The 19,268-nt window shown below is 72.6% G+C and carries 16 protein-coding genes and 1 pseudogene; 10 read left to right on the top strand and 7 right to left on the bottom strand.

The genetic code is table 11. The features are described 5' to 3' along the window. Window positions 1-11: 11 nt before the first annotated feature. Window positions 12-239, top strand: a complete 228-nt coding sequence (locus tag ACN9MM_RS13765) for a hypothetical protein (protein ID WP_426363890.1) — start codon at window positions 12-14, stop codon at window positions 237-239. Between the two features lie 77 nt (window positions 240-316). Here the strand turns inward: ACN9MM_RS13765 and ACN9MM_RS13760 are convergent, their stop codons facing one another. After that, entirely contained in the window at window positions 317-823 is a 507-nt protein-coding gene (locus tag ACN9MM_RS13760) for a MarR family winged helix-turn-helix transcriptional regulator (RefSeq protein WP_426363889.1), read from the bottom strand. Between the two features lie 163 nt (window positions 824-986). Between ACN9MM_RS13760 and ACN9MM_RS13755 the strand changes: the two genes are divergently transcribed. From ACN9MM_RS13755 to alc, 4 genes are read left to right on the top strand one after another with little or no spacing between them, the layout of a single operon-like run. Continuing rightward, window positions 987-1,949 (top strand): EamA family transporter, encoded by a 963-nt coding sequence (locus tag ACN9MM_RS13755; RefSeq protein ID WP_426363888.1) that lies wholly within the window; start codon window positions 987-989, stop codon window positions 1,947-1,949. 5 nt (window positions 1,950-1,954) lie between these two features. Next, window positions 1,955-2,893, top strand: coding sequence for a DMT family transporter (locus tag ACN9MM_RS13750; RefSeq protein ID WP_426363887.1), 939 nt, complete (start codon window positions 1,955-1,957; stop codon window positions 2,891-2,893). 24 nt (window positions 2,894-2,917) lie between these two features. Further along, window positions 2,918-3,844: a LysR family transcriptional regulator gene (locus ACN9MM_RS13745; protein WP_382855869.1), complete on the top strand. Its 927-nt coding sequence runs from the start codon at window positions 2,918-2,920 to the stop codon at window positions 3,842-3,844. Between the two features lie 60 nt (window positions 3,845-3,904). Beyond that, the gene (gene alc, locus ACN9MM_RS13740; protein WP_426363886.1) at window positions 3,905-5,029 is read left to right on the top strand and encodes an allantoicase; all 1,125 of its coding nucleotides are present in this window, start codon (window positions 3,905-3,907) and stop codon (window positions 5,027-5,029) included. Window positions 5,030-5,151: 122 nt separating this feature from the next. Here the strand turns inward: alc and pepN are convergent, their stop codons facing one another. From pepN to ACN9MM_RS13715, 5 genes and pseudogenes are all read right to left on the bottom strand, one after another. Then, window positions 5,152-7,725, bottom strand: coding sequence for an aminopeptidase N (pepN, locus tag ACN9MM_RS13735; RefSeq protein WP_426363885.1), 2,574 nt, complete (start codon window positions 7,723-7,725; stop codon window positions 5,152-5,154). Between the two features lie 52 nt (window positions 7,726-7,777). After that, on the bottom strand, window positions 7,778-8,962 hold the full coding sequence (locus ACN9MM_RS13730) for a TerD family protein (protein ID WP_426363884.1): 1,185 nt from the start codon (window positions 8,960-8,962) through the stop codon (window positions 7,778-7,780). A 76-nt stretch (window positions 8,963-9,038) separates the two neighbouring features. Continuing rightward, window positions 9,039-10,055 (bottom strand): aspartate-semialdehyde dehydrogenase, encoded by a 1,017-nt coding sequence (locus tag ACN9MM_RS13725; protein ID WP_426363883.1) that lies wholly within the window; start codon window positions 10,053-10,055, stop codon window positions 9,039-9,041. A gap of 157 nt (window positions 10,056-10,212) precedes the next feature. Continuing rightward, window positions 10,213-13,532 (bottom strand): annotated as a pseudogene (locus ACN9MM_RS13720) (S8 family serine peptidase). 194 nt (window positions 13,533-13,726) lie between these two features. Beyond that, window positions 13,727-14,269 carry a CGNR zinc finger domain-containing protein gene (locus tag ACN9MM_RS13715; RefSeq protein ID WP_426363882.1) on the bottom strand — a complete coding sequence of 181 codons (543 nt, stop codon included), beginning with the start codon at window positions 14,267-14,269 and terminating at the stop codon, window positions 13,727-13,729. 131 nt (window positions 14,270-14,400) lie between these two features. On the opposite strand from ACN9MM_RS13715, the gene ACN9MM_RS13710 reads away from it, so the two are divergent. The 5 genes from ACN9MM_RS13710 to ACN9MM_RS13690 all read left to right on the top strand — a co-directional run bounded on the left by ACN9MM_RS13710 (window position 14,401) and on the right by ACN9MM_RS13690 (window position 18,180). Then, window positions 14,401-14,856, top strand: a complete 456-nt coding sequence (locus ACN9MM_RS13710) for a VOC family protein (RefSeq protein ID WP_382855890.1) — start codon at window positions 14,401-14,403, stop codon at window positions 14,854-14,856. Window positions 14,857-14,980: 124 nt separating this feature from the next. Beyond that, window positions 14,981-15,841, top strand: a complete 861-nt coding sequence (locus tag ACN9MM_RS13705; RefSeq protein WP_426363881.1) for a pyridoxamine 5'-phosphate oxidase family protein — start codon at window positions 14,981-14,983, stop codon at window positions 15,839-15,841. 40 nt (window positions 15,842-15,881) lie between these two features. Next, complete coding sequence (locus ACN9MM_RS13700) at window positions 15,882-16,433, top strand: HPP family protein (RefSeq protein WP_426363880.1); 552 nt, start codon at window positions 15,882-15,884, stop codon at window positions 16,431-16,433. Window positions 16,434-16,442: 9 nt separating this feature from the next. Next, window positions 16,443-16,910 (top strand): NUDIX hydrolase, encoded by a 468-nt coding sequence (locus tag ACN9MM_RS13695; RefSeq protein WP_426363879.1) that lies wholly within the window; start codon window positions 16,443-16,445, stop codon window positions 16,908-16,910. Between the two features lie 94 nt (window positions 16,911-17,004). Then, window positions 17,005-18,180, top strand: coding sequence for a serine hydrolase domain-containing protein (locus ACN9MM_RS13690; RefSeq protein ID WP_426363878.1), 1,176 nt, complete (start codon window positions 17,005-17,007; stop codon window positions 18,178-18,180). Window positions 18,181-18,206: 26 nt separating this feature from the next. On the opposite strand, the gene ACN9MM_RS13685 is transcribed toward ACN9MM_RS13690, so the two are convergent. Beyond that, the gene (locus tag ACN9MM_RS13685) at window positions 18,207-19,211 is read right to left on the bottom strand and encodes a hypothetical protein (RefSeq protein ID WP_426363877.1); all 1,005 of its coding nucleotides are present in this window, start codon (window positions 19,209-19,211) and stop codon (window positions 18,207-18,209) included. Window positions 19,212-19,268 lie beyond the last annotated feature (57 nt).

Genomic DNA, 19,268 nt, shown 5'->3' with positions numbered 1-19,268 from the left:
ACGTTTGCTCCGTGGACAAGAAGAACGCTCTGCGCGCCGGCTCGATCGCGGCCGGTACGACGCTGATGATGCTGCTCATGTCGTCCCCCGCGCTCGCGCTCACCCGCGACGACGGTGACGACCCGGCCCCCAAGCTGAGTGTCGTCGAGACCCTCGGCCTGTTCGTGGCGGCGCCGCTGGTGCTGTTCGCGGTGATCGCCGGTCTGGTGATGGTGCTCGACAAGTCCAAGAAGGCGTAACCGCCTCACAGGTCTCCGCCGAGGGCGCCGCACGGTACGAGGTACCGCGCGGCGCCCTCGCGTGCGTCGGGACCGTTTCAGACGGTGGTCGCGAGCAGCTTGCGCAGCAGCCCGGCCAGCTGGTCCGCCTCCTCCGGGGTGAGCGCGGACTCCAGGGCGGCCCGCTGTTCCCCGAGACCGGCCCCGACGGCCTGGTCCACCAGTTCCCTGCCGCGCTCGCTGAGGGTGACGCGCAGTCCGCGCCGGTCGTTCGGGTCGGGGCTGCGGGTGAGCAGCCCGGCCTTCTCCAGCTTGTCCAGCCGACCGGTCATGCCGCCGGTGGTGATCATCAGCGTGGCGGTCAGCTCGCGCGGCGAGAGCGTGTACGGCTCTCCTGACCTGCGCAGCGTCGCGAGCACGTCGAACTCCCCGAGCGCCATGCCGAAGGGCGCGTACGCCTTGTCCACCCTGCCGCGCATGGCGTTGGCGAGGCGGTAGATCCGTCCGAACACCGCCATGGGGACGGTGTCCAGGTCGGGGCGGACGGCCGCCCACTGGTCGGTGATGGCGTCGACGGCGTCGTGGCCGGGGGTCTGCGTGTTCATGTCCTCAGTGTTCCCTCCTCCGGTCCTCGATCGCAAGAAAGTCAGTTACGAGGAAGTCACTTACCAAGAAGCCTCTTGCGAAGAAGTAGCTTAGTGGTAAGTTAATCACCACGAAGCCAGTCGGCGCCCGCCGGTCCGGCCCATCGCAGCAGGGGGAACCGTCATGTCCCGCAAGGCCGCAGTCGTCGCGCTGACCGCCCTCGCCCCGATCTCCTGGGGCTCCACCTACTTCGTCACCACCGAGTTCCTGCCGGCCGACCGGCCGCTCTTCACCGGCCTGATGCGCGCCCTCCCCGCAGGCCTCGCCCTCCTCGCCCTCACCCGCAAGCTCCCGCAGGGCGCCTGGTGGTGGAAGTCCGCGGTCCTCGGGGCGCTCAACATCGGCGCGTTCTTCCCGCTGCTCTTCCTCGCCGCCTACCGGCTGCCCGGCGGCGTCGCCGCGGTCGTCGGCTCCGTCGGCCCGCTCTTCGTCGTCGGCCTCGCGGCCCTCTTCCTCGGCGAGAAGCCCACGGTGAAGAGCCTGCTCACCGCGGTCACCGCCGCCTTCGGCGTCAGCCTCGTCGTCCTCAAGGCCGGGGCCGCGTTCGACACGATCGGCGTGGTCGCCGGACTGCTTTCCTCCCTCTCGATGTCCGCCGGCATCGTCTTCACCAAGCGCTGGGGTCGCCCCGAGGGCGTCGGCGCCCTCGCGCTCACCGGCTGGCAGCTCACCGCGGGCGGCCTGGTCATCCTGCCCATCGCCTTCCTGATCGAGGGCGCCCCGCCGGTCCTGACCGGCGCCAACCTGGCCGGCTACGCCTACCTCGCCTTCGGCAACACCGCCATCTCGTACTTCCTCTGGTTCCGCGGCATCGAGCGGATGAGCGCCTCCTCGGCCACCCTCCTCGGCCCGCTCTCCCCGATCACCGCGGCCGTCATCGGCTGGGTGGCGCTCGGTCAGGCCCTCGGCACGGTGCAGGTCCTGGGCATGCTGGTCGCCTTCGGCGCCACCCTGGCGGGCCAGCTGAGCCCCCGTACCGCCAAGACCCCCCAGACCCAGGCCCCCGAGGCCGAATCGTTCAGCGCAGCTGAAAAGAACGGTCAGGAAGTTTCGATGGACCTGGAGGTTTCGGAGGTGCGACGGTAACGGACATGAAGCTGATCACCGCCCGGAACCCGACCGCCACCGACAGAACCACCGCCACCACCGAGAGGCCGGCACCCGTCAAGGGCGCCGGCCTCGGCGTGCTTCTCGCCCTCGTCGCCACCGTCGTCTGGTCCGGCAGCTTCGTCGTCGCTCGCGCCCTCCACGACACCGTCCCCCCGGTCCAGGCCGCCTTCTGGCGCTGGATCGTCGCCCTCGTCGCCGTGGCCCCGCTCGCCGCCCGCGAGACCTGGCGGCAGCGGCACCTGATCCGCCGCCACCTCCGCTTCCTCGCCCTCGCCTCGCTGCTCGGCATCACCGTCTACAACACCCTGGTCAACCAGGCAGGGACCGCCACCTCCGCCGGAAACATGGGCATGATCATGGCCGCCTCGCCGGTCCTGATGGCCCTCTTCGCACGCCTCGGCGGCAACCGCCTCGGGCCGCGCCGCACCACCGGCATGCTCATCGCCTGCGCCGGGGTCCTGCTCCTCGTCAGCAAGGGCTCCCTCGCCCCGGACCTCGCCGTCGGCGACCTCTGGGTCATGGCCGCGGCCGTCTGCTTCGCCTCCTACAGCGCGCTGCTCAAGCGCCGCCCCGCCGAACTCGGCGGCCTCGCCTTCCTCTTCACCACCTTCGCCCTCGGCGCGCTCATGCTCCTCCCCGCGTACGGGATCAGCCTCGCCGTCCAGGGCGGCTTCGAGCCCACCACCGGCACCGTCGGCCCCCTCGTCTACGTCGGCGTCCTCTCCTCCGCCGTCGCCTTCTTCGCCTGGAACAAGGCCGTCACCCTGATCGGCGCGGCCCGCGCCGGGATCGTCTACTACCTCCAGCCCGTCTGCGTCGCCCTCCTCTCGTACGCCCTCCTCGGCGAACAGCTCGGCCTCCTCGGCGGCGCGAGCATGGTCCTCATCCTCGGCGGGGTGGCGCTGAGCTCGGCCGGGTAGCCGGGGCCGGATATGTTGCGCCCCATGACCGAGTGGGACATCAAGAAGCTCCAGATCCTCCGCACCCTCCGCGACCGCGGCACCGTCACCGCGACCGCGGAGGCGCTGCTCATGACCCCCTCGGCCGTCTCGCAGCAGCTCACCAACCTCGCCAAGCAGCTCGGGGTGCGGCTCCTGGAGGCCCAGGGCCGCCGGGTCCGCCTCACCGACGCCGCCCACCTGGTGCTGCGCCACGCCGAGGTGGTCTTCGCACAGCTGGAGCGCGCCGACGCCGAACTCGACGGCTACCTGCGGGGCGAGGCGGGCCAGGTCCGGGTGGCGGCCTTCTCCACGTCCGTGCCCGCGCTGCTCGTGCCCGCCGTGCGCCACCTGCGCACCGCCCACCCCGGGCTCGACGTCCGGATCCGGGAGGCCGAGGCGGCGGAGGCGTACGAGCTGCTCACCGCCGGCGAGGTCGACCTCGCCCTTTCGCTCGCCGCCCACGCGCCGTCCGCGCGCGACCCCAAGTACAGCCGGGTGCCGCTGCTCGCCGACCCCCTCGACGTCGCCCTGCCCGCCGGCCACCCGCTCGCCGACGCCCCCGGCCTGCGGCTCGCCGACCTCGCCGCCGAGCCCTGGATCTTCGGCGGCTCGGGGCCCTGGTCCGAGATCACCACCGCCGCCTGCGAGGCCGCCGGCTTCGTGCCCGAGCAGGCCCACAGCGCCTCCGGCTGGACCGCGATCCTCGCCATGGTCGAGGCCGGCCTCGGGATCGCGCTCGTGCCCCGCATGGCCTCCGCGGACCGCCGGGGCGGCAGCGGGGTCGTCATGCGGGTCCTCTCCGCCGACCAGCCGCGCCGCCACGTCGTCGCGGCGGTACGGAGCGGGGCGGAGGAGGGTCCGGCGGTGGCCCGGGTGCTCGCCGCGCTCCGGCAGGCGGCGGCAGCCCGGGAAACCGTTCAGCAGAACTGAACGGCATCGTCGAAAACATTCGATGGACCGTGGGGCGGGCGGCGCGGGAGAGTCGACGCCATGAGCAGCCTCGACGCGAACCAGGACCCGCACGCCAACGACGCCGCCCCCTACTCCGGCGGGGACCCGTACGCCGACTACCGCACCGGTGACTTCCCCTTCACCGAGCTCGTCGACCTCGCCGACCGCCGCCTCGGCGCCGGGGTCGTCGCCGCCAACGACGAGTTCTTCGCCGAGCGCGAGAACCTCCTCGTCCGCGAGCGCGCCGTCTTCGACCCGGAGCACTTCGGCCACAAGGGCAAGATCATGGACGGCTGGGAGACCCGCCGCCGCCGTGGCGCCGACGCCGAGAACGTCTTCCCCGCCCCCGAGGACCACGACTGGGCGATCGTCCGCCTCGGCGCCCCCGGCGTGATCCGCGGGATCATCGTCGACACCGCCCACTTCCGCGGCAACTACCCGCAGAAGGTCAGCATCCAGGCCACCGCCGTCGAGGGCTCGCCCAGCCCCGCCGAGCTCCTCGACGCGAAGTGGGAGGAGCTCGTCCCGCAGACCCCCGTCCGCGGCCACGCCGCCAACGGCTTCACCGTCGACGCCGAGCGCCGCTTCACCCACGTACGGCTCTGCCAGCACCCCGACGGCGGCGTCGCCCGGCTCCGCGTCCACGGCGAGGTCGTGCCCGACCCCGAGTGGCTGGAGCTCCTCGGCACCCTCGACCTGATCGCCGTGCTCAACGGCGGCTCCTACGAGGACGCCTCGGACAAGTTCTACTCCTCGCCGACCCAGATCATCCTGCCCGGCACCTCCCGCAAGATGGACGACGGCTGGGAGAACCGCCGCCGCCGGGTCCGCGACACCAACGACTGGGTCCGCTTCAAGCTCGCCGCCCAGGGCGCCGTCCGCGCCGTCGAGATCGACACCGCCTACCTCAAGGGCAACTCGGCCGGCTGGATCGCGCTCCAGGGCCGCAACGGCGAGTCGGGCGAGTGGTTCGAGATCATCCCGCGCACCCGCCTCCAGCCCGACACCCTGCACCGCTTCAAGCTGCCCGCGCAGGCCGTCGTCACCCACGTCCGGCTCGACGCCTTCCCCGACGGCGGCGTCGCCCGGATGCGCATCCACGGCGCGCTCACGGAGCAGGGCGCGGCCGACCTGCGCGCCCGGTACGCCCGCCTGGGCGGCTAGGGAAACGCTTCCGCCCGGCGGCGCGGCCGCGCGCCGACGCCCGCCCGCCGGGCGGACTCCAAGCACGGCGAAGGGGCGCCTCCGTGGGGGAGGGCGCCCCTTCGTCGTTCACCCGGTACGGACTACTTCGCGGCCGCCGCGTCCGCCGCCCGCGCCCGCAGGGCGCGCTCGACGCCCGCACGGGACTCCGTCACCATGCGCCGCAGCGCCGGGACCGGGTCGTGCTCGGCGATCCACGCGTCCGTCGCGTCCAGCGTCTCCTGCGAGACCTGGTGCGCCGGGTAGAGACCGACCACGATCTGCTGGATCATCTCGTGGCTGCGGGTCTCCGAGACGCCCTTGATCGACGCGAAGTACTTCGCGGTGTACGGGGCGAGCAGCTCGCGCTGGTCGGCCTGGACGAAGCCGCCGATGACGGCCTCCTGCACCGCGTTCGCCAGCTTGTCGTCCTCGACGACCGAGGCCCAGGCCTCCGCCTTCGCCGCCTCGGTCGGACGGGCCGCGCGTGCGGTCGCCGCGTGCCGCTCGCCCGCCGCCGTACGGTCGCGCTCCAGCTCGGCGGCGATCTCCGCCTCGTCGATCCGGCCGGTGGCCGCGAGGCGCTGCACGAACGCCCAGCGCAGCTCGGTGTCGACGGCGAGGCCCTCGATGACCTCGGAGCCGTCGAGCAGCCCGGCGAGCACGTCGAGCTCCGCGTCCTCGCGGGCCGTCGCCGAGAACGCCCGCGCCCACGCCAGCTGGTGGTCGCCGCCGCCCTCGGCCGCGCGCAGCTGCTCCTGGGCGAAGGTCCCCCAGCGGGCCAGGCCCGTCGCGCGCCACTCCGGCGCCGCGTACAGGTCGAGGGCCGCCTTCACCTGGCCCTGGAGCGACTGCACCACGCCGATGTCGGACTCCTTGGCGATGCCCGAGAGCACCAGGTCCAGGTAGTCGCGGGTGGCCAGCTCGCCGTCGCGGGTCATGTCCCAGGCCGAGGCCCAGCACAGGGCGCGCGGCAGGGACTCGGCGAAGTCGCCGAGGTGCGCGGTGACGTTCTTCAGGGACACCTCGTCGAGGCGGACCTTCGCGTACGACAGGTCGTCGTCGTTGAGGAGGACGACCGCCGGGCGCGACCTGCCGACCAGCTCCGGCACGGGGGTCAGCCCGGCCGCCGCGATGTCCAGCTCCAGGCGGTGGGTGCGGACCAGCTTGCCGCCGTCCAGGTCGTAGAAGCCGATCGCGATGCGGTGCGGGCGCAGCACGGCCTCGCCCTTGGCGCCGGCGGGCAGGGCCGGGGCCTCCTGCCTGACGGCGAACGAGGTGATCGAGCCGTTCTCGTCGGTCTCGATCTCCGGGCGGAGGATGTTGATGCCGGCCGTCTCCAGCCACGCCTTCGACCAGGTCTTCAGGTCGCGGCCGGAGGTCTCCTCCAGGGCGCCGAGCAGGTCGGACAGACGGGTGTTGCCGAAGGCGTGCGCCTGGAAGTACGCCTGGACGCCCTTGAAGAACTCGTCCTGGCCGACGTACGCCACGAGCTGCTTCAGGACCGAGGCGCCCTTGGCGTACGTGATGCCGTCGAAGTTGACGAGCACGTCCTCCAGGTCGTTGATCTCGGCCATGATCGGGTGCGTCGACGGCAGCTGGTCCTGGCGGTAGGCCCAGGTCTTCTCCGCGTTGGCGAAGGTGGTCCAGGCGTTCGGCCAGCGGGTGCCGGACACCGAGGCCTGGCAGGCGACCGAGGTGTAGGTGGCGAACGACTCGTTCAGCCACAGGTCGTTCCACCACTCCATGGTGACGAGGTCGCCGAACCACATGTGGGCGAGCTCGTGGAGGATGGTCTCGGCGCGCCGCTCGTACGCCGCGTCCGTCACCTTCGAGCGGAAGACGTACTGGTCGCGGATGGTGACCGCGCCCGCGTTCTCCATCGCGCCCGCGTTGAACTCCGGTACGAACAGCTGGTCGTACTTGGCGAAGGGGTAGTCGTACGCGAACTTCTCCTGGAACCAGTCGAAGCCCTGGCGGGTCACGTCGAAGATGTGGTCCGCGTCCAAGAACTCGGCCAGCGACGGACGGCAGTAGATGCCCAGCGGGACGACCTGGCCGTCCTTCTCGTACGTCGAGTGCACCGAGTGGTACGGGCCGACGATCAGGGCCGTGATGTACGTGGAGATGCGCGGGGTCGGCTCGAAGACCCACACGTCGTTCTCGGGCTTCGGCGTCGGCGAGTTCGAGATCACCGACCAGCCGCTCGGCGCCTTCACGGTGAACTGGAAGGTCGCCTTCAGGTCGGGCTGCTCGAACGAGGCGAAGACCCGCCGCGCGTCCGGCACCTCGAACTGGGTGTACAGATAGGCCTGGTCGTCGACCGGGTCGACGAAGCGGTGCAGGCCCTCACCGGTGTTGGTGTACGCGCAGTCGGCGACGACCCTCAGCTCGTTGCGCCCCTGGACCAGCCGGTCCAGCGCGATCCGCGAGTCGCGGAAGACGGCGGCGACGTCGAGCGAGCGGCCGTTGAGCACGACCTCGTGGACGGCGGGGGCGACGAGATCGATGAAGGTCTCGGCGCCGGCCTCGGCGGAATCGAAGCGGACGGTGGTGACGGACCGGTAGGTGCCGCCCTCCTGCGCACCGGTGAGGTCGAGGTCGACCTCGTACGCGTCCACGGTCAGCAGCGCCGCCCGCTGCTGAGCCTCTTCACGGGTCAGGTTGGTCCCAGGCACCCGGTCAACTCCTCGGTTTCGTGACGTTTGGGCCATCCTTCCACGGGCCGGCTCAGCGGCGCACGGAACATTTCCACGGCCCGTCCCCGCTGATCCGCAACAGCCCCGGCCCCGGCACCGGAACGCTCACCCGGACCTCGCCGATCTCGTTGACCAGCAGGTCCTGCTCCTCGTCGTCGTAGAGCGGGTCCAGCGGCGGGGTGTGCTGATGGACGGTGAAGTTCGACTCCCCGTGGTGCGCGAAGTCCAGCACCCCGGCCGGCCCCTCGTAGATCACCAGATCGTGCGCGAGGCCCTCCGCGTGGCTGTCGAAACGGCGCGCGTGGGACAGCGGCAGCACCCGCAGCGTCCAGGGCGTCTCGGCCTCCACCCGCAGGGTCAGCGGGCGGGCGCGCGGGACGAGGGCGACCGTACGCGCGCGTACGTCGTCCTCGTACGCCGTGAGGAGGTAGTCCTCGGCCCGCCCGTACGCGTCGCAGGACTCGATCGTGGTGGAGAGCGAGTGGTACGACTCGATCTCCAGGAGCACCCAGTGACCCGCCGGAAGACCCGGGTCGCAGTGCACCGTCTCCTTGCCGCGCCCCTGGTGGACGGAGGACCGGAACTCCCCGCCGTACGGGTCGGACACCGGCACGGGCGGCGCGGCGGGCGCCGGGGGCGGAAGCGGCGGGACGTAGCCGGGGCCCGGGATCGGCGGCGGCGGCGACTCCACCACGATGCCGAAGTCCGTCGCGAGCCCGGCGAGACCCGAGGTGTACCCCCGGCCGTCCGCGCGGAAGAGCCAGCCGCCGTCCCACCGGTGGAACTCCCCGCACACGAAGGCGGTCTCCGCCGTCGCGCCCCCGATCGCGCGGTACGCCACCGGGTTCCCGGCCCCGTCCGCGACCCGCACGCCGAGCCCGGGCACCTGCCCGAAGGCGCCCCCGTCCACGGAGGCGGCGATCACCAGACGTCCGACGTCCGGCTCCACGCGCGCGAGGTCCAGCCACAGCCAGTCCGCGGCCGGGCTGCCGGGCGCGCCGGGGGCCGACCTCCCCAGGTGCCGGACGGCCCCGGAGGGGTGCTCGGCGTGGTTGTAGAAGACCAGATCGGCGTCGCCCCGCACCCGCTCCCCGGCCCCGAGGAGCAGCGCGGAGACGTCCACGTCGGGCACGCCGTGCCCGGTGCGCCAGCCGACCGCGACGTGAAGGGCCTGCGGGGGCACCGGGACGCCGGCGCCCGTGGGTATCCGGTTCATGGGGGAACTCTGGCACGGCCGGGCACGCCGGAGGGGCGGCTCCCCGCAACGGGAAGCCGCCCCTCTCGGATCGTGACTAGCCCTTGAGCTCGGCCGCGACGAGCTCCGCGATCTGCACGGCGTTCAGCGCCGCGCCCTTGCGCAGGTTGTCGTTGGAGAGGAAGAGCGCGAGGCCGTTGTCGACGGTCTCGTCCACGCGGATGCGGCCCACGTAGGAGGCGTCCTTGCCGGCCGCCTGGAGCGGGGTCGGGATCTCGGAGAGCACGACGCCCTCGGCGTCCTTCAGGAGCTCGTAGGCGCGCTCGACGCTGATCGGGCGCTCGAAGCGCACGTTCACCTGGAGGGAGTGGCCGGAGAAGACCGGGACGCGGACGCAGGTGCCGGAGACCTTGAGCTCCGGGATCTCCAGGATCTTGCGGGACTCGTTGCGGAGCTTCTGCTCCTCGTCGGTCTCGAAGGAGCCGTCGTCGACGATCGAACCGGCCAGCGGGACCACGTTGAACGCGATCGGACGCTTGTAGACGGCGGGCTCGGGGAACTCGACGGCCTCGCCGTCGAAGGCCAGCTGGTCGGCGGTCTCGGCCACGGCACACGCCTGATCGCGCAGCTCGGCGACACCGGCCACGCCCGAGCCGGAGACGGCCTGGTAGGTGGTGGCGATCAGCGCGGTGAGGCCGGCCTCCTGGTGGAGGGGCTTGAGGACCGGCATGGCGGCCATCGTGGTGCAGTTCGGGTTGGCGATGATGCCCTTGGGGCGGTCCTTGATCGCGTGCGGGTTGACCTCGGAGACCACCAGCGGGACCTCGGGGTCGCGGCGCCAGGCGGAGGAGTTGTCGATCACGACGGCGCCCTGCGAGGCGACCTTCTCGGCGAGGGCCTTGGAGGTGGCGCCACCGGCGGAGAAGAGCACGATGTCGAGGCCGGTGTAGTCGGCGGTGGAGGCGTCCTCGACCGTGACGCCGTCCAGGACGGTCCCGGCGGAACGGGCGGAGGCGAAGAGCCGCAGCTCGTCGAGCGGGAACTCGCGCTCGGCCAGGATGCTTCGCATGACTGTGCCGACCTGACCGGTGGCTCCGACGATTCCGACCTTCACGGGGACTCCTCCGTACGTATGTGCAGGGTGCTGCCGGTCCATGATGCGTATGTCCCGGGGCGCCTTGTCCAATCCATTGTCCACAGGTCGGGACGAGTGTCGGGACGTGAAAGGGGCGGGTGCCGGTTCCGGCACCCGCCCCTTCACCTGCGTGGTGCTACGGGGTGACCGAGCCGATCAGGACGCTGCCGGTGCCCGCGACGGTGCCGCGCGCGTTGAGCAGCTGGACCTCGCCGAAGAACTGGCGTCCCTCGGGGGCCGCGCCGGCGACGAGGACCTCGGCCGCCACCGGGGCGGAGGCGCCGTTCGCCAGGACGACCGGCTTCGAGGCGTCGACCTTCACGGTGCCGAGCGCGGACGAGTAGTACACGTCCTTGTAGTCGTACGTGGTGCCGCCCGCGGCACCGACCGAGTAGCCGTCGATGACGACGGTGTACGTGCCCGCGGCCGGGTTCGCGAGGGAGACGGACTCCTCCGAGTCGCCGTCCGCCGACTGGCCGACCTGCTTGCCGTCCAGGAGGACGGTGAGGTCGAGGTCGGCGGCCTTGTCGGAGGTGTTGCCGATGCCGATGTCAAGCCGCTCCACGCCCTCACCGATGGTGACGGTCTTCGTCTGCTGCTCGTGGTGCTGGATGGTCGGCGTCTCGCTCTTCTGCGAGCCGAGCGAGCCGCCCTTGAGGGTGCCCGTGATGCCCGCGAAGCGGTTGGCGACCTGCCACTGGACGGCGGCCGGGGTGCCGATCTTCGCCTCCGGGACCGTCTGGACGGCCGGGTCGAAGTCGACGCCGAGGGCGGTGACGTTCAGCTTGTACGGGTTGTCCAGGTCCGGCGACGTGCGACGGGCCTCGACCTCGATCTCCCAGACGCCGGGCGTCGGGTTCGCGTAGGACCGCAGGTCCGGCCGGCAGGTGTTGGCCGGGTTGTAGTGCGGGTAGCACATGGTGGTGGCGCTGTCCTCCATGCCCACGCCGACCGGGTGGATGGAGATGAACCGGGTCTGGCTCTTCTCCTTCAGACCACCGAGCGCGACCTCCAGCGTCTTGGCGCCCTCGGGCACGGTGACGAAGTAGGAGGTGCTGCTGTTGCGCTGCACCGAGCCGGTGGCCGAGAAGCCGTAGCCCGGGCCGACCAGGTCACTGGAGACGATCGAGGTGGCGAGGATCTGCTTGTCGACGCCCTCGGTGCGCTCGTCGTCGGCCTCCAGGATGACGCTGTGCGCGCCGGCGGTGGCGGCGCGGGCCTGGAGCTTGACGGTGACCGGCTTGTTCAGCGGCAGGTCGATCTCGTCGTCGCCGAGGATGCGGAAGGTGCCGTCGTTGTACTTGAGGTCCAGCTCGTGCTCGATCGGCCGGTTCGGGCCGCTCGTGCGCGTGATGGTGACGTCGTAGACCCGCTTCTGGCCGACCTTGAGGCCGCCCTCGCGGTCGTACACGCCGGTGCCGGTGTGCGGGGCCGGGAAGATCACGGTGTCGACCGGGGCCTCGACCTTGTAGTCGTGGGCGGTGGCACCGTCCTTGATCGACTCCCAGGCCTCCTCGATGTCCATGAGGCCCGAGCCCTGCTCGTGCGCCGCGACACCGGGGATGCGCTTCGCGGTCGAGGTCAGCGCGGTCCGCAGGGTGAGCGGGGAGAGCGCGATGCCCTTCTGCTTCGCGGCCGAGATCAGCAGCGCGCTCGCGCCCGCCGCCTGCGGCGAGGACATCGAGGTGCCGTTGAGCATGCCGTAGCCGGCGGGCAGGGTGTAGCCCGCCTCGGCGACGCCGGCGCCCGGCTGCCAGGTCGGGATGGTGTTCACGGCCGAGCCGGGGGCGGTGATCGTCGGGGTGAAGCCGCCGTCCTCACGCGGGCCGCGCGAGGAGAAGGGGAACATGGCGTACTTCTTCTCGACGGCCGATCCGTAGTTGGCGGCCCAGGTGTCCCGGGAGACGGCCGCGCCGACCGAGAGGACCTTGTCGGCCAGACCGGGGTCGCCGATCGTGTTGATGCCGGGGCCCTCGTTGCCGGCCGAGATGACCAGCTGGACGCCGTACTGGTCGATCAGGCGGGTGTAGAGGCGCGAGCGGACGTTGTCGCCGTCGTTCTGCTGCGGCAGCCCGCCGATCGACATGTTGACGATGTCGACGCCGCGGTTGACGACGAGGTCCGTCATGCCCTCGGTCAGGGCGGTGTTGGTGCAGCCGCCGGACCAGGTGCACGCGCGCGCGGAGACGATCTTCGCGCCGGGCGCGGCGCCGTTCATCCTGCCGCCGAAGAGGCTGTGGGCGGCGGTGATGCCGGCGACGTGCGTGCCGTGCGAGGACTCGACGAGACCGACGTTGACGAAGTCGCGCTTCTGGCCGACCCAGGTCCCGCCGAGCGGGTCCATCGCGACGTCCTTGCGGATCTCCACGACGAACGGGGTCTTCTCGACGACCTCGGTGGCCGGGTTGTCGGTGCCGAAGTAGCCGACCTGGTACCCGTCCTTGTACGGCTTCATCGGCGCGTTGTCCGTGAAGTCGTTGTTCTGGTCGGTGTCCACGCGGACGGTTCCGGCGGCCGGGTCGTACAGCATGCCGAAGACGTCGGTGGTGTCGCCGTCCCGGTTGATGTCGCCCTTCGGGTCGCCGCCCGCGGTGACCGCCTCGGTGAAGCGGCTGAACTGGTACGAGCCCGCCGGGGCCTTCCAGCTCTGCGTGGAGGCGGTGAAGACCGGGCCGGTGACCGGGGTGACCTGGGCGCGCCAGGTGCCGTCGCCCTCGGTCAGCGGATCGGTGGCGGTGACCCAGTCGACGATCTTGCGCTCGCCGGTGGAGGTCTTCTGCAGGGCCGGGTGACCGAGGTCGACGCCGGAGTCCAGGATGCCGATGGTCACGCCGCGGCCGTCGGCCTTCGGGTGCTCCTTGACGAAGTCGACCGCGCCCGTCTCGTACGAGGGGTTGTACGGGTTCTTCGCCGGGGTGTCCTTGCCCGGGGCCGGGTAGGTCCGGGTGACGGTGGTGCCGGCGACGGCACCCGTCGTGGCGCCCGCGTCCGGCGTCGGGTCGTCCAGCGGGATCTCCGCCTGGAGGTCGACGGACTGGACGGAGGAGAGCTGGGTGGCGGCCTTGATGGCGGCGGCGGCCTTGGCCGTCGGCAGCGTGGCGCGGACGTAGCCGAGCGCGTCCTGCTGCTTGCCGACGGAGGCGCCGGTGACGGCGTCGAGCTGCGCCGCGACCTGCTCGGTGGCGCCGGGGGCGGTGGCGACGAGAACGGTGACGTTCTTCTCGCCGCTCGCCTGGGCCTCGGTGAGCCGCTGGGCGTCGATGGCGCCGAGCTTGTCGGCGGGGTCCGAGGACTTGACCGGGGGGTGCTCGCCGGCGCTTCGGCGGCGAGCACGGGCGCGGCACCGGTCGCGACGAGCGCGGCGACGAGTCCTGCGGCGGCGGCGATGCGGGCCGCGCGTCTGGGCCCGTGCGTCGCGCTTCCGGGTATGGAGCTCCGAGTTTCGGGGGTGGTCATCTACATCCCTGTTTGTGAAAGGAGGGTGTCCGGATACTGATGCCGGATGACCGCTCAGCCTTTCGCAAGTCACAGGGGTTTGTGGAGAGTTGCCCGGGGTCGGATTGCCGCCGCGGCGTAAACCCGCCAGCGCCGTGGACCCGCCAGGCGGGACGAATCCGCCTGGACGGGGGTGAGTCGCCCCTCTCGGGAGCTCAGCTCTCCTTCGTGCGGGCGTAGTGGCGGGAGGCCTTGGCGCGGTTGCCGCAGACCGCCATCGAGCACCAGCGGCGGGTGCCGTTCCGCGAGGTGTCGAAGAAGTGCAGGATGCACGCCTCGTGGGCGCAGGCCCGGATCCGGTCGGGCGCCGTGCGCAGCAGGTCGAGGTAGTCGCGGGCGGCGGTCCAGCCGGGGCCCCGGGTGGGATCGGCGAACTCGGCCTCCTCGCCGGGGCCTTCGGTGGTGAGCGTGGCCCGGATGCGGCCGTGGCCGAGCACGGCGTCCACGCGCGCGGTGGCGGCGGGGTCGCCGGGCCGGTCGACGAGTGCGGCGAGCGCGTCCCGGGCGGCGAGGGTGTGCCGCAGGGTGGCCGCGTCGGCGGCGAACCGTCCGTCCAGGCCGTTGGCGGCGAGCCAGACGGCGAGCCCCTCGACGTCCGTCAGCAGGTCCTGGCGGACGCCCTCCAGGTTCCAGCGGGTGTTCAGCAGGTCCAGGGAGACGGGCTCGCCGGTGAGTGGCCGGGGGTCGATGGCGGTCATGGCGGGCACCCTCCTCGAGGAACTAACCCCTCAAGAGTACGTGAGCGGTTGACTCTCGCCATCGCTAACCCCTAAAGTCGAATTAAGCGGTTAGCCCGAGGGGGGTGGCCGCATCGAGAGAGGGAACCCTCATGTCCGCGATCGGCACGCTCGCCACCCACCACGTCGGCCTCAACGTCACCGACCTGGCACGCTCGCTCGCCTTCTACGGCGACGTCCTCGGCTTCGACGTCCTCGGCGAGGGCGAGGAGAAGGACAGCCGCTACGCCTTCCTCGGCCAGGACGGCCGCCTGGTCCTCACCCTCTGGCAGCAGGCCGAGGGCACCTACGACTCCGGCCGGCCCGGCCTCCACCACCTCGCCTTCGAGGCCGAGTCCATCGAGCACGTCCGCGCCGCCGAGGCCGCGCTCACCGCGCGCGGCGCCTCCTTCGCGTACGAGGGCGTCGTCGCCCACCGCGAGGGCGCGGCCTCCGGCGGCATCTTCTTCCACGACCCGGACGGCACCCGCCTGGAGATCTCGGTCCCGAAGGGCGCGGAAGACGCGGAAGCCCCGTCCGAAACGGCCCCGACCTGCGGATTCTTCTAGCCGCGCCCGGGTTGTGGGCACCCGCTCCGCAGGGCGGAACGGGTGGGCACGACCCGGAACGCGCCGGCCGCGCCGAGGCGCGACACCCGCACCCCTACGCACCCGCACCCGAGTGAGGCCCGCCATGGACCCGTACAACCCCGGCTCCCTCGCCGTACAGGCCCGCGTCGGCGTCCGCGACCTCGCGGACCACGTAGGCCGCTCCATCACCCCCGGCATCCGCCCCGTCGCCGCCGCCTTCCTCGAAGCACAGCCCATGCTGATGCTCGGCGTGGCGGATGCCGAGGGCCGCGTCTGGGCCCGCCTGCTCACCGGAGCGCCCGGCTTCGTCCGGGCCACCGGCCCCCACACGGTCTCGGTGGCCGCCGCGCTCCCCGAGGGCACGCCCGAGGGCGCCCCCGTCGGCACCCTCGCCCTCGACCCCCGCACCCGCCGCCGCATGCGGCTCAACGGAACCGCCAGGACCAGCCCGCGCGGCTTCACGATCGAGGCCGAACAGGTCTTCTCCAACTGCCCGAAGTACCTCCAGAAACGGGAGTGGTACGGCTCCGAGCCCGCCGGCCCCGAGGCCGGTGCCGCGCGCCACGGCGAGGCGCTCACCCCCGACCAGGCGCGCCGGATCCGGGCGGCCGACACCTTCTTCATCGCGACTGCCGCCCTCGACGGTCTCGACGCCAGCCACCGCGGCGGCAACCCCGGCTTCGTCCGGGTCGACTCGCCCGGGGAGCTCAGCTGGCACGACTACCCGGGCAACGCGATGTTCCTGACCCTGGGCAACCTGGAGTCGGACGGCCGCGCCGGACTGCTCTTCCTGGACTGGGAGACGGGTCTCACCCTCCGGCTCAGCGGCCTCGCGCACACCGAGTACGGCCCCGGGGGCCGCGTGGTCCGCTTCCGGATCGACCGCACGGTCGAGACCCCGTACGGCAGCCCCCTGCGCTGGTCGCCACCGGAGTACTCCCCGTCCAACCCGACCCCGCCCTGACCCCGCCCGCGCCCCGAAGGCCGACTCCCGAGGACCGCCCGTGACCACCGCCCCGGCCCCCGAGGCCACCGTGCCCGTTCCCGAAGCCACGGGGGAGGCGGCCCCCGCCCCCACCCGCCTGCGCCCGCCGCCCCGCCCCCGCCCCCGGACCGTGCTCACCTCCACCGCGGCCGCCGTCGCCGCGCTCCTCCTGCTCGTCGCCCTCGGCGCGCTCCTCCACCAGCCCCTGCTCGTCCCGCCGCTCGCCGCGAGCATGGCGCTGGTGGCGGGCGCCCCCGACCTGCCGCTCTCCCAGCCGCGCTCGGTCCTCGGGGGTCAGCTGCTCTCGGCCCTGACCGGCTTCGCGGTCCTCGCCGCGGCCGGGCCGGGCCCGTGGGGCGCCGCCGTCGCGGGCGGTCTGGCCCTCGGCGTGATGATGCTCGCCCGGACCCCGCACTCGCCCGCCGCGGCCACGGCCGTGATCGTCGCCCTCCAGGCCCCGCCCTTCTGGTCGTTTCTCGGCCTTCTCGCCCTCGCCTCCCTCCTCCTGGTCGCCGCCGGGCTCGGGGCCGCCCGTGCCACGGGGCGGACGTATCCCACGTACTGGCTCTAACCTCGGTCCATGCAGAAGGAGTTGAGGGTGGCGGCCTACGCCGTGTGCGTCCGGGACGACGAGATGCTCCTCGCCCGCTGGGTCGCGAAGGACGGCGTCAAGCGGTGGACGCTGCCGGGCGGCGGCATGGACCACGGGGAGGATCCCGTCCACACCGTCGTCCGCGAGGTCGAGGAGGAGACCGGGTACCTGACCGAGCCGACCGCGCTCCTCGGCATCGACTCCATCCGGCGCTCCTGGCTCCGCAGGCTCGGCGGCCCCGGCGACTGGCAGGGGCTCCGGATCGTCTACGAGGCCCAGGTCACGGGGGGTGCCCTGCGCAACGAGACGGACGGTTCGACGGACCTCGCCGCCTGGCACCCACTCGCCTCCGTGCCCTCCCTCACCCGCGTCGAACTCGTCGACATCGGCCTCGACCTGTGGCGCGCGAGGCCCCCGGTGGGCCGCTCCCGTCTCACCGATCCGGCGAACGGCTGAAAAGGGCTCAACCGCCGGACCGCCCTCAACCCGCCCCCTTTCCCCGCGGTCCCCTCCCGTGACCGATCACGTCCGTACGTCAGGGGAGCCCCGCATGTCAGCCGCCCGCACCGCCCGCACCGTCGTCGCCGCCATCCTCGTCGCGGGCCTCGCGGCCACCGCCCTCGCCACCCCCGCCCTCGCGGCCGGCGCGGCGCCCGCGAAGGCGCACCACACGGCCACCCAGCAGGCCCTGGACGCGGCCGTCGCCGACGGAGTCCCCGGCGCCGTCGCCCAGGCTCGCGACGGGCACGACCGCTGGACCGGCACCGCCGGCGCGCGCGGCGGCGACGACCGCTACCGCGTCGGCTCCATCACGAAGACCTTCACCGCCACCGTCCTCCTCCAGCTCCAGGCGGAGGGCCGCATCGACCTCGACGACCCGGTCGACAAGTGGCTCCCCGGCGTCGTCCGGGGCAACGGCCACGACGGCCGCCAGGTCACCGTCCGCCAGCTCCTCAACCACACCAGCGGCATCTACAGCTACACCTCGGACCCCGGCTTCCAGTCCAAGGTCTTCGGCCCCGGCTTCCTGGAGCACCGCTACGACACCTGGACCCCGGAGCAGCTCGTCGCCGTCGCCATGGCCCACGAGCCCGACTTCGCGCCCGGCACCGACTGGAACTACTCCAACACCAACTTCGTCCTCGCCGGCATGGTGATCGAGAAGGTCACCGGCCGTTCCTACGGCAAGGCCGTCGAGAACCGGATCATCAAGCCGCTCAAGCTCCGCGCCACCACCGTCCCCGGGACCCGGGCCGCCATGCCGCGGCCCAGCAGCCCGGCGTACTCCAAGCTCTCCCAGGACGTGAACGCCCCCGTCCACGACGTCTCCACGCTCAACCCGAGCATCGCGGGCGCGGCGGGCGAGATCATCTCCGACTCCCGCGACCTGCAGACCTTCTACCGCGCCCTCCTCCAGGGCCGGCTGCTCACGAAGGGCGGTCTGAAGGAGATGACCACCACCGTCCGGATGTCCCCCGAGCTGCCGGACATGGGGTACGGCCTCGGGCTCATGAAGGAGAAGCTGAGCTGCGGCGTGGAGGTCTGGGGCCACGGCGGCGGCATCCACGGCTCCTCGTCCCTCGCCCATGTGACCCGCGACGGCGAGCACTCCCTCGCCGGCAACTTCAACGCCGACTGGGCGGGCGACACCCAGAAGGTCGTCGAGGCCGAGTTCTGCGGCACGAGCGGCACGACCGGCACGACCGGCGCCGCCCCCAAGAAGTAGCCCCCAGCCGCCCTCCTGGCGCGCCCTCACCTCGGCAGGACGACGACGTACGTGGCGGGCTGCCGGTCCGGCGCGGCCATCAGCGCCGTACGGACCACGGTGGCCTGCTGGTCCATCGCCTCGCGCAGCTTGCGCGGGGTGAGGTGGACGACCGTGATGCCGAGCCGCTCCAGGTGCTCCCGCTTGCGGGTGTACTCGGTCCACAGCTCGTCGTCGTCCTGCCGGGGCGCCCGGGTGTCCAGCTCCACGGCCACCGCCTGGTCCGGCCAGTAGGCGTCAACGCCGCCCAGGTGCGGGCCTCCCGGCAGCCGCAGGTCCACGTTCCACAGCGGGTCCGGCAGTGCGAACTCCCGCACCATCTCGTAGAGCCGCTGCTCGGACAGCGAGCGCCCCTCGGCGAGCAGCGCGTCCACCGCGTCCACCACGTGCGGCCGGGAGAGCAGCCGGGCCCGGCTCAACTCCCGTACCACCACGCCCGGTTCGCAGTGGCCGCCGCGCACCGCCTCGGTGAGCAGCCGGCGTACCGTCTCCGCGTCCGTGAGGCCCGACACCGCGTCGGCGACGGCGCGGGCGACCGGGGCGACGGGGACGCCCGTCAGCTCCACCGGCTCCGGCGACTCGGGGGCGCGCACCACCCGCACCCACCCCGTCGAGCGCAGCCGCCGGGTGCGCGGCACCAGCACGTCGATCCGGTCCAGGGCGGTGAGCGGGGGAGCGGAGGGGAAGCGGTGCAGGGTCAGCGCGGCGAGCCCGGTGATCATCGCGTCCGGGCCCTGCGGGGGGACGGCCCCGGCCCTGCGGGCGTAGAGCAGCGCGGCCTTCAGCCGGTCCTCGCTGGTGGGCGGCCCGGGGTGGAGCAGGAAGACGCCGGGCAGCAGCTGCTGCCAGCCGTCGGGCCGGCAGTGCGCGGCGACCTCGGCGGCGGGGACGCCCTGGGCCCTCAACTGGTCGGCGGACGCGAGGCGTTGCGCACGACCGGTGCGGGAGGAGAGGGGGAGGGGGCGGGGGGTGATGGGGGTGTTGTGGTTCATGCCGGGGGTCTTCCGCTCCCGAAGGCTCCCCTAACCCCTGTTACACGCTCGTCGACA

It is taken from the genome of Streptomyces sp. E-08 (assembly GCF_049913095.1).
Lineage (GTDB): Bacteria > Actinomycetota > Actinomycetes > Streptomycetales > Streptomycetaceae > Streptomyces.
The sequence above is the reverse complement of the archived record's forward strand: the minus strand, read 5'-3'. Positions and strand labels throughout refer to the sequence as shown.

Coding starts and splice junctions, on each gene's coding strand:
- ACN9MM_RS13760 (WP_426363889.1), bottom strand. CDS start 823: ATGAACACGCAGACCCCCGGCCACGACGCCGTCGACGCCATCACCGAC.
- ACN9MM_RS13755 (WP_426363888.1), top strand. CDS start 987: ATGTCCCGCAAGGCCGCAGTCGTCGCGCTGACCGCCCTCGCCCCGATC.
- ACN9MM_RS13750 (WP_426363887.1), top strand. CDS start 1,955: ATGAAGCTGATCACCGCCCGGAACCCGACCGCCACCGACAGAACCACC.
- ACN9MM_RS13745 (WP_382855869.1), top strand. CDS start 2,918: ATGACCGAGTGGGACATCAAGAAGCTCCAGATCCTCCGCACCCTCCGC.
- alc (WP_426363886.1), top strand. CDS start 3,905: ATGAGCAGCCTCGACGCGAACCAGGACCCGCACGCCAACGACGCCGCC.
- ACN9MM_RS13730 (WP_426363884.1), bottom strand. CDS start 8,962: ATGAACCGGATACCCACGGGCGCCGGCGTCCCGGTGCCCCCGCAGGCC.
- ACN9MM_RS13715 (WP_426363882.1), bottom strand. CDS start 14,269: ATGACCGCCATCGACCCCCGGCCACTCACCGGCGAGCCCGTCTCCCTG.
- ACN9MM_RS13710 (WP_382855890.1), top strand. CDS start 14,401: ATGTCCGCGATCGGCACGCTCGCCACCCACCACGTCGGCCTCAACGTC.
- ACN9MM_RS13705 (WP_426363881.1), top strand. CDS start 14,981: ATGGACCCGTACAACCCCGGCTCCCTCGCCGTACAGGCCCGCGTCGGC.
- ACN9MM_RS13695 (WP_426363879.1), top strand. CDS start 16,443: ATGCAGAAGGAGTTGAGGGTGGCGGCCTACGCCGTGTGCGTCCGGGAC.
- ACN9MM_RS13690 (WP_426363878.1), top strand. CDS start 17,005: ATGTCAGCCGCCCGCACCGCCCGCACCGTCGTCGCCGCCATCCTCGTC.
- ACN9MM_RS13685 (WP_426363877.1), bottom strand. CDS start 19,211: ATGAACCACAACACCCCCATCACCCCCCGCCCCCTCCCCCTCTCCTCC.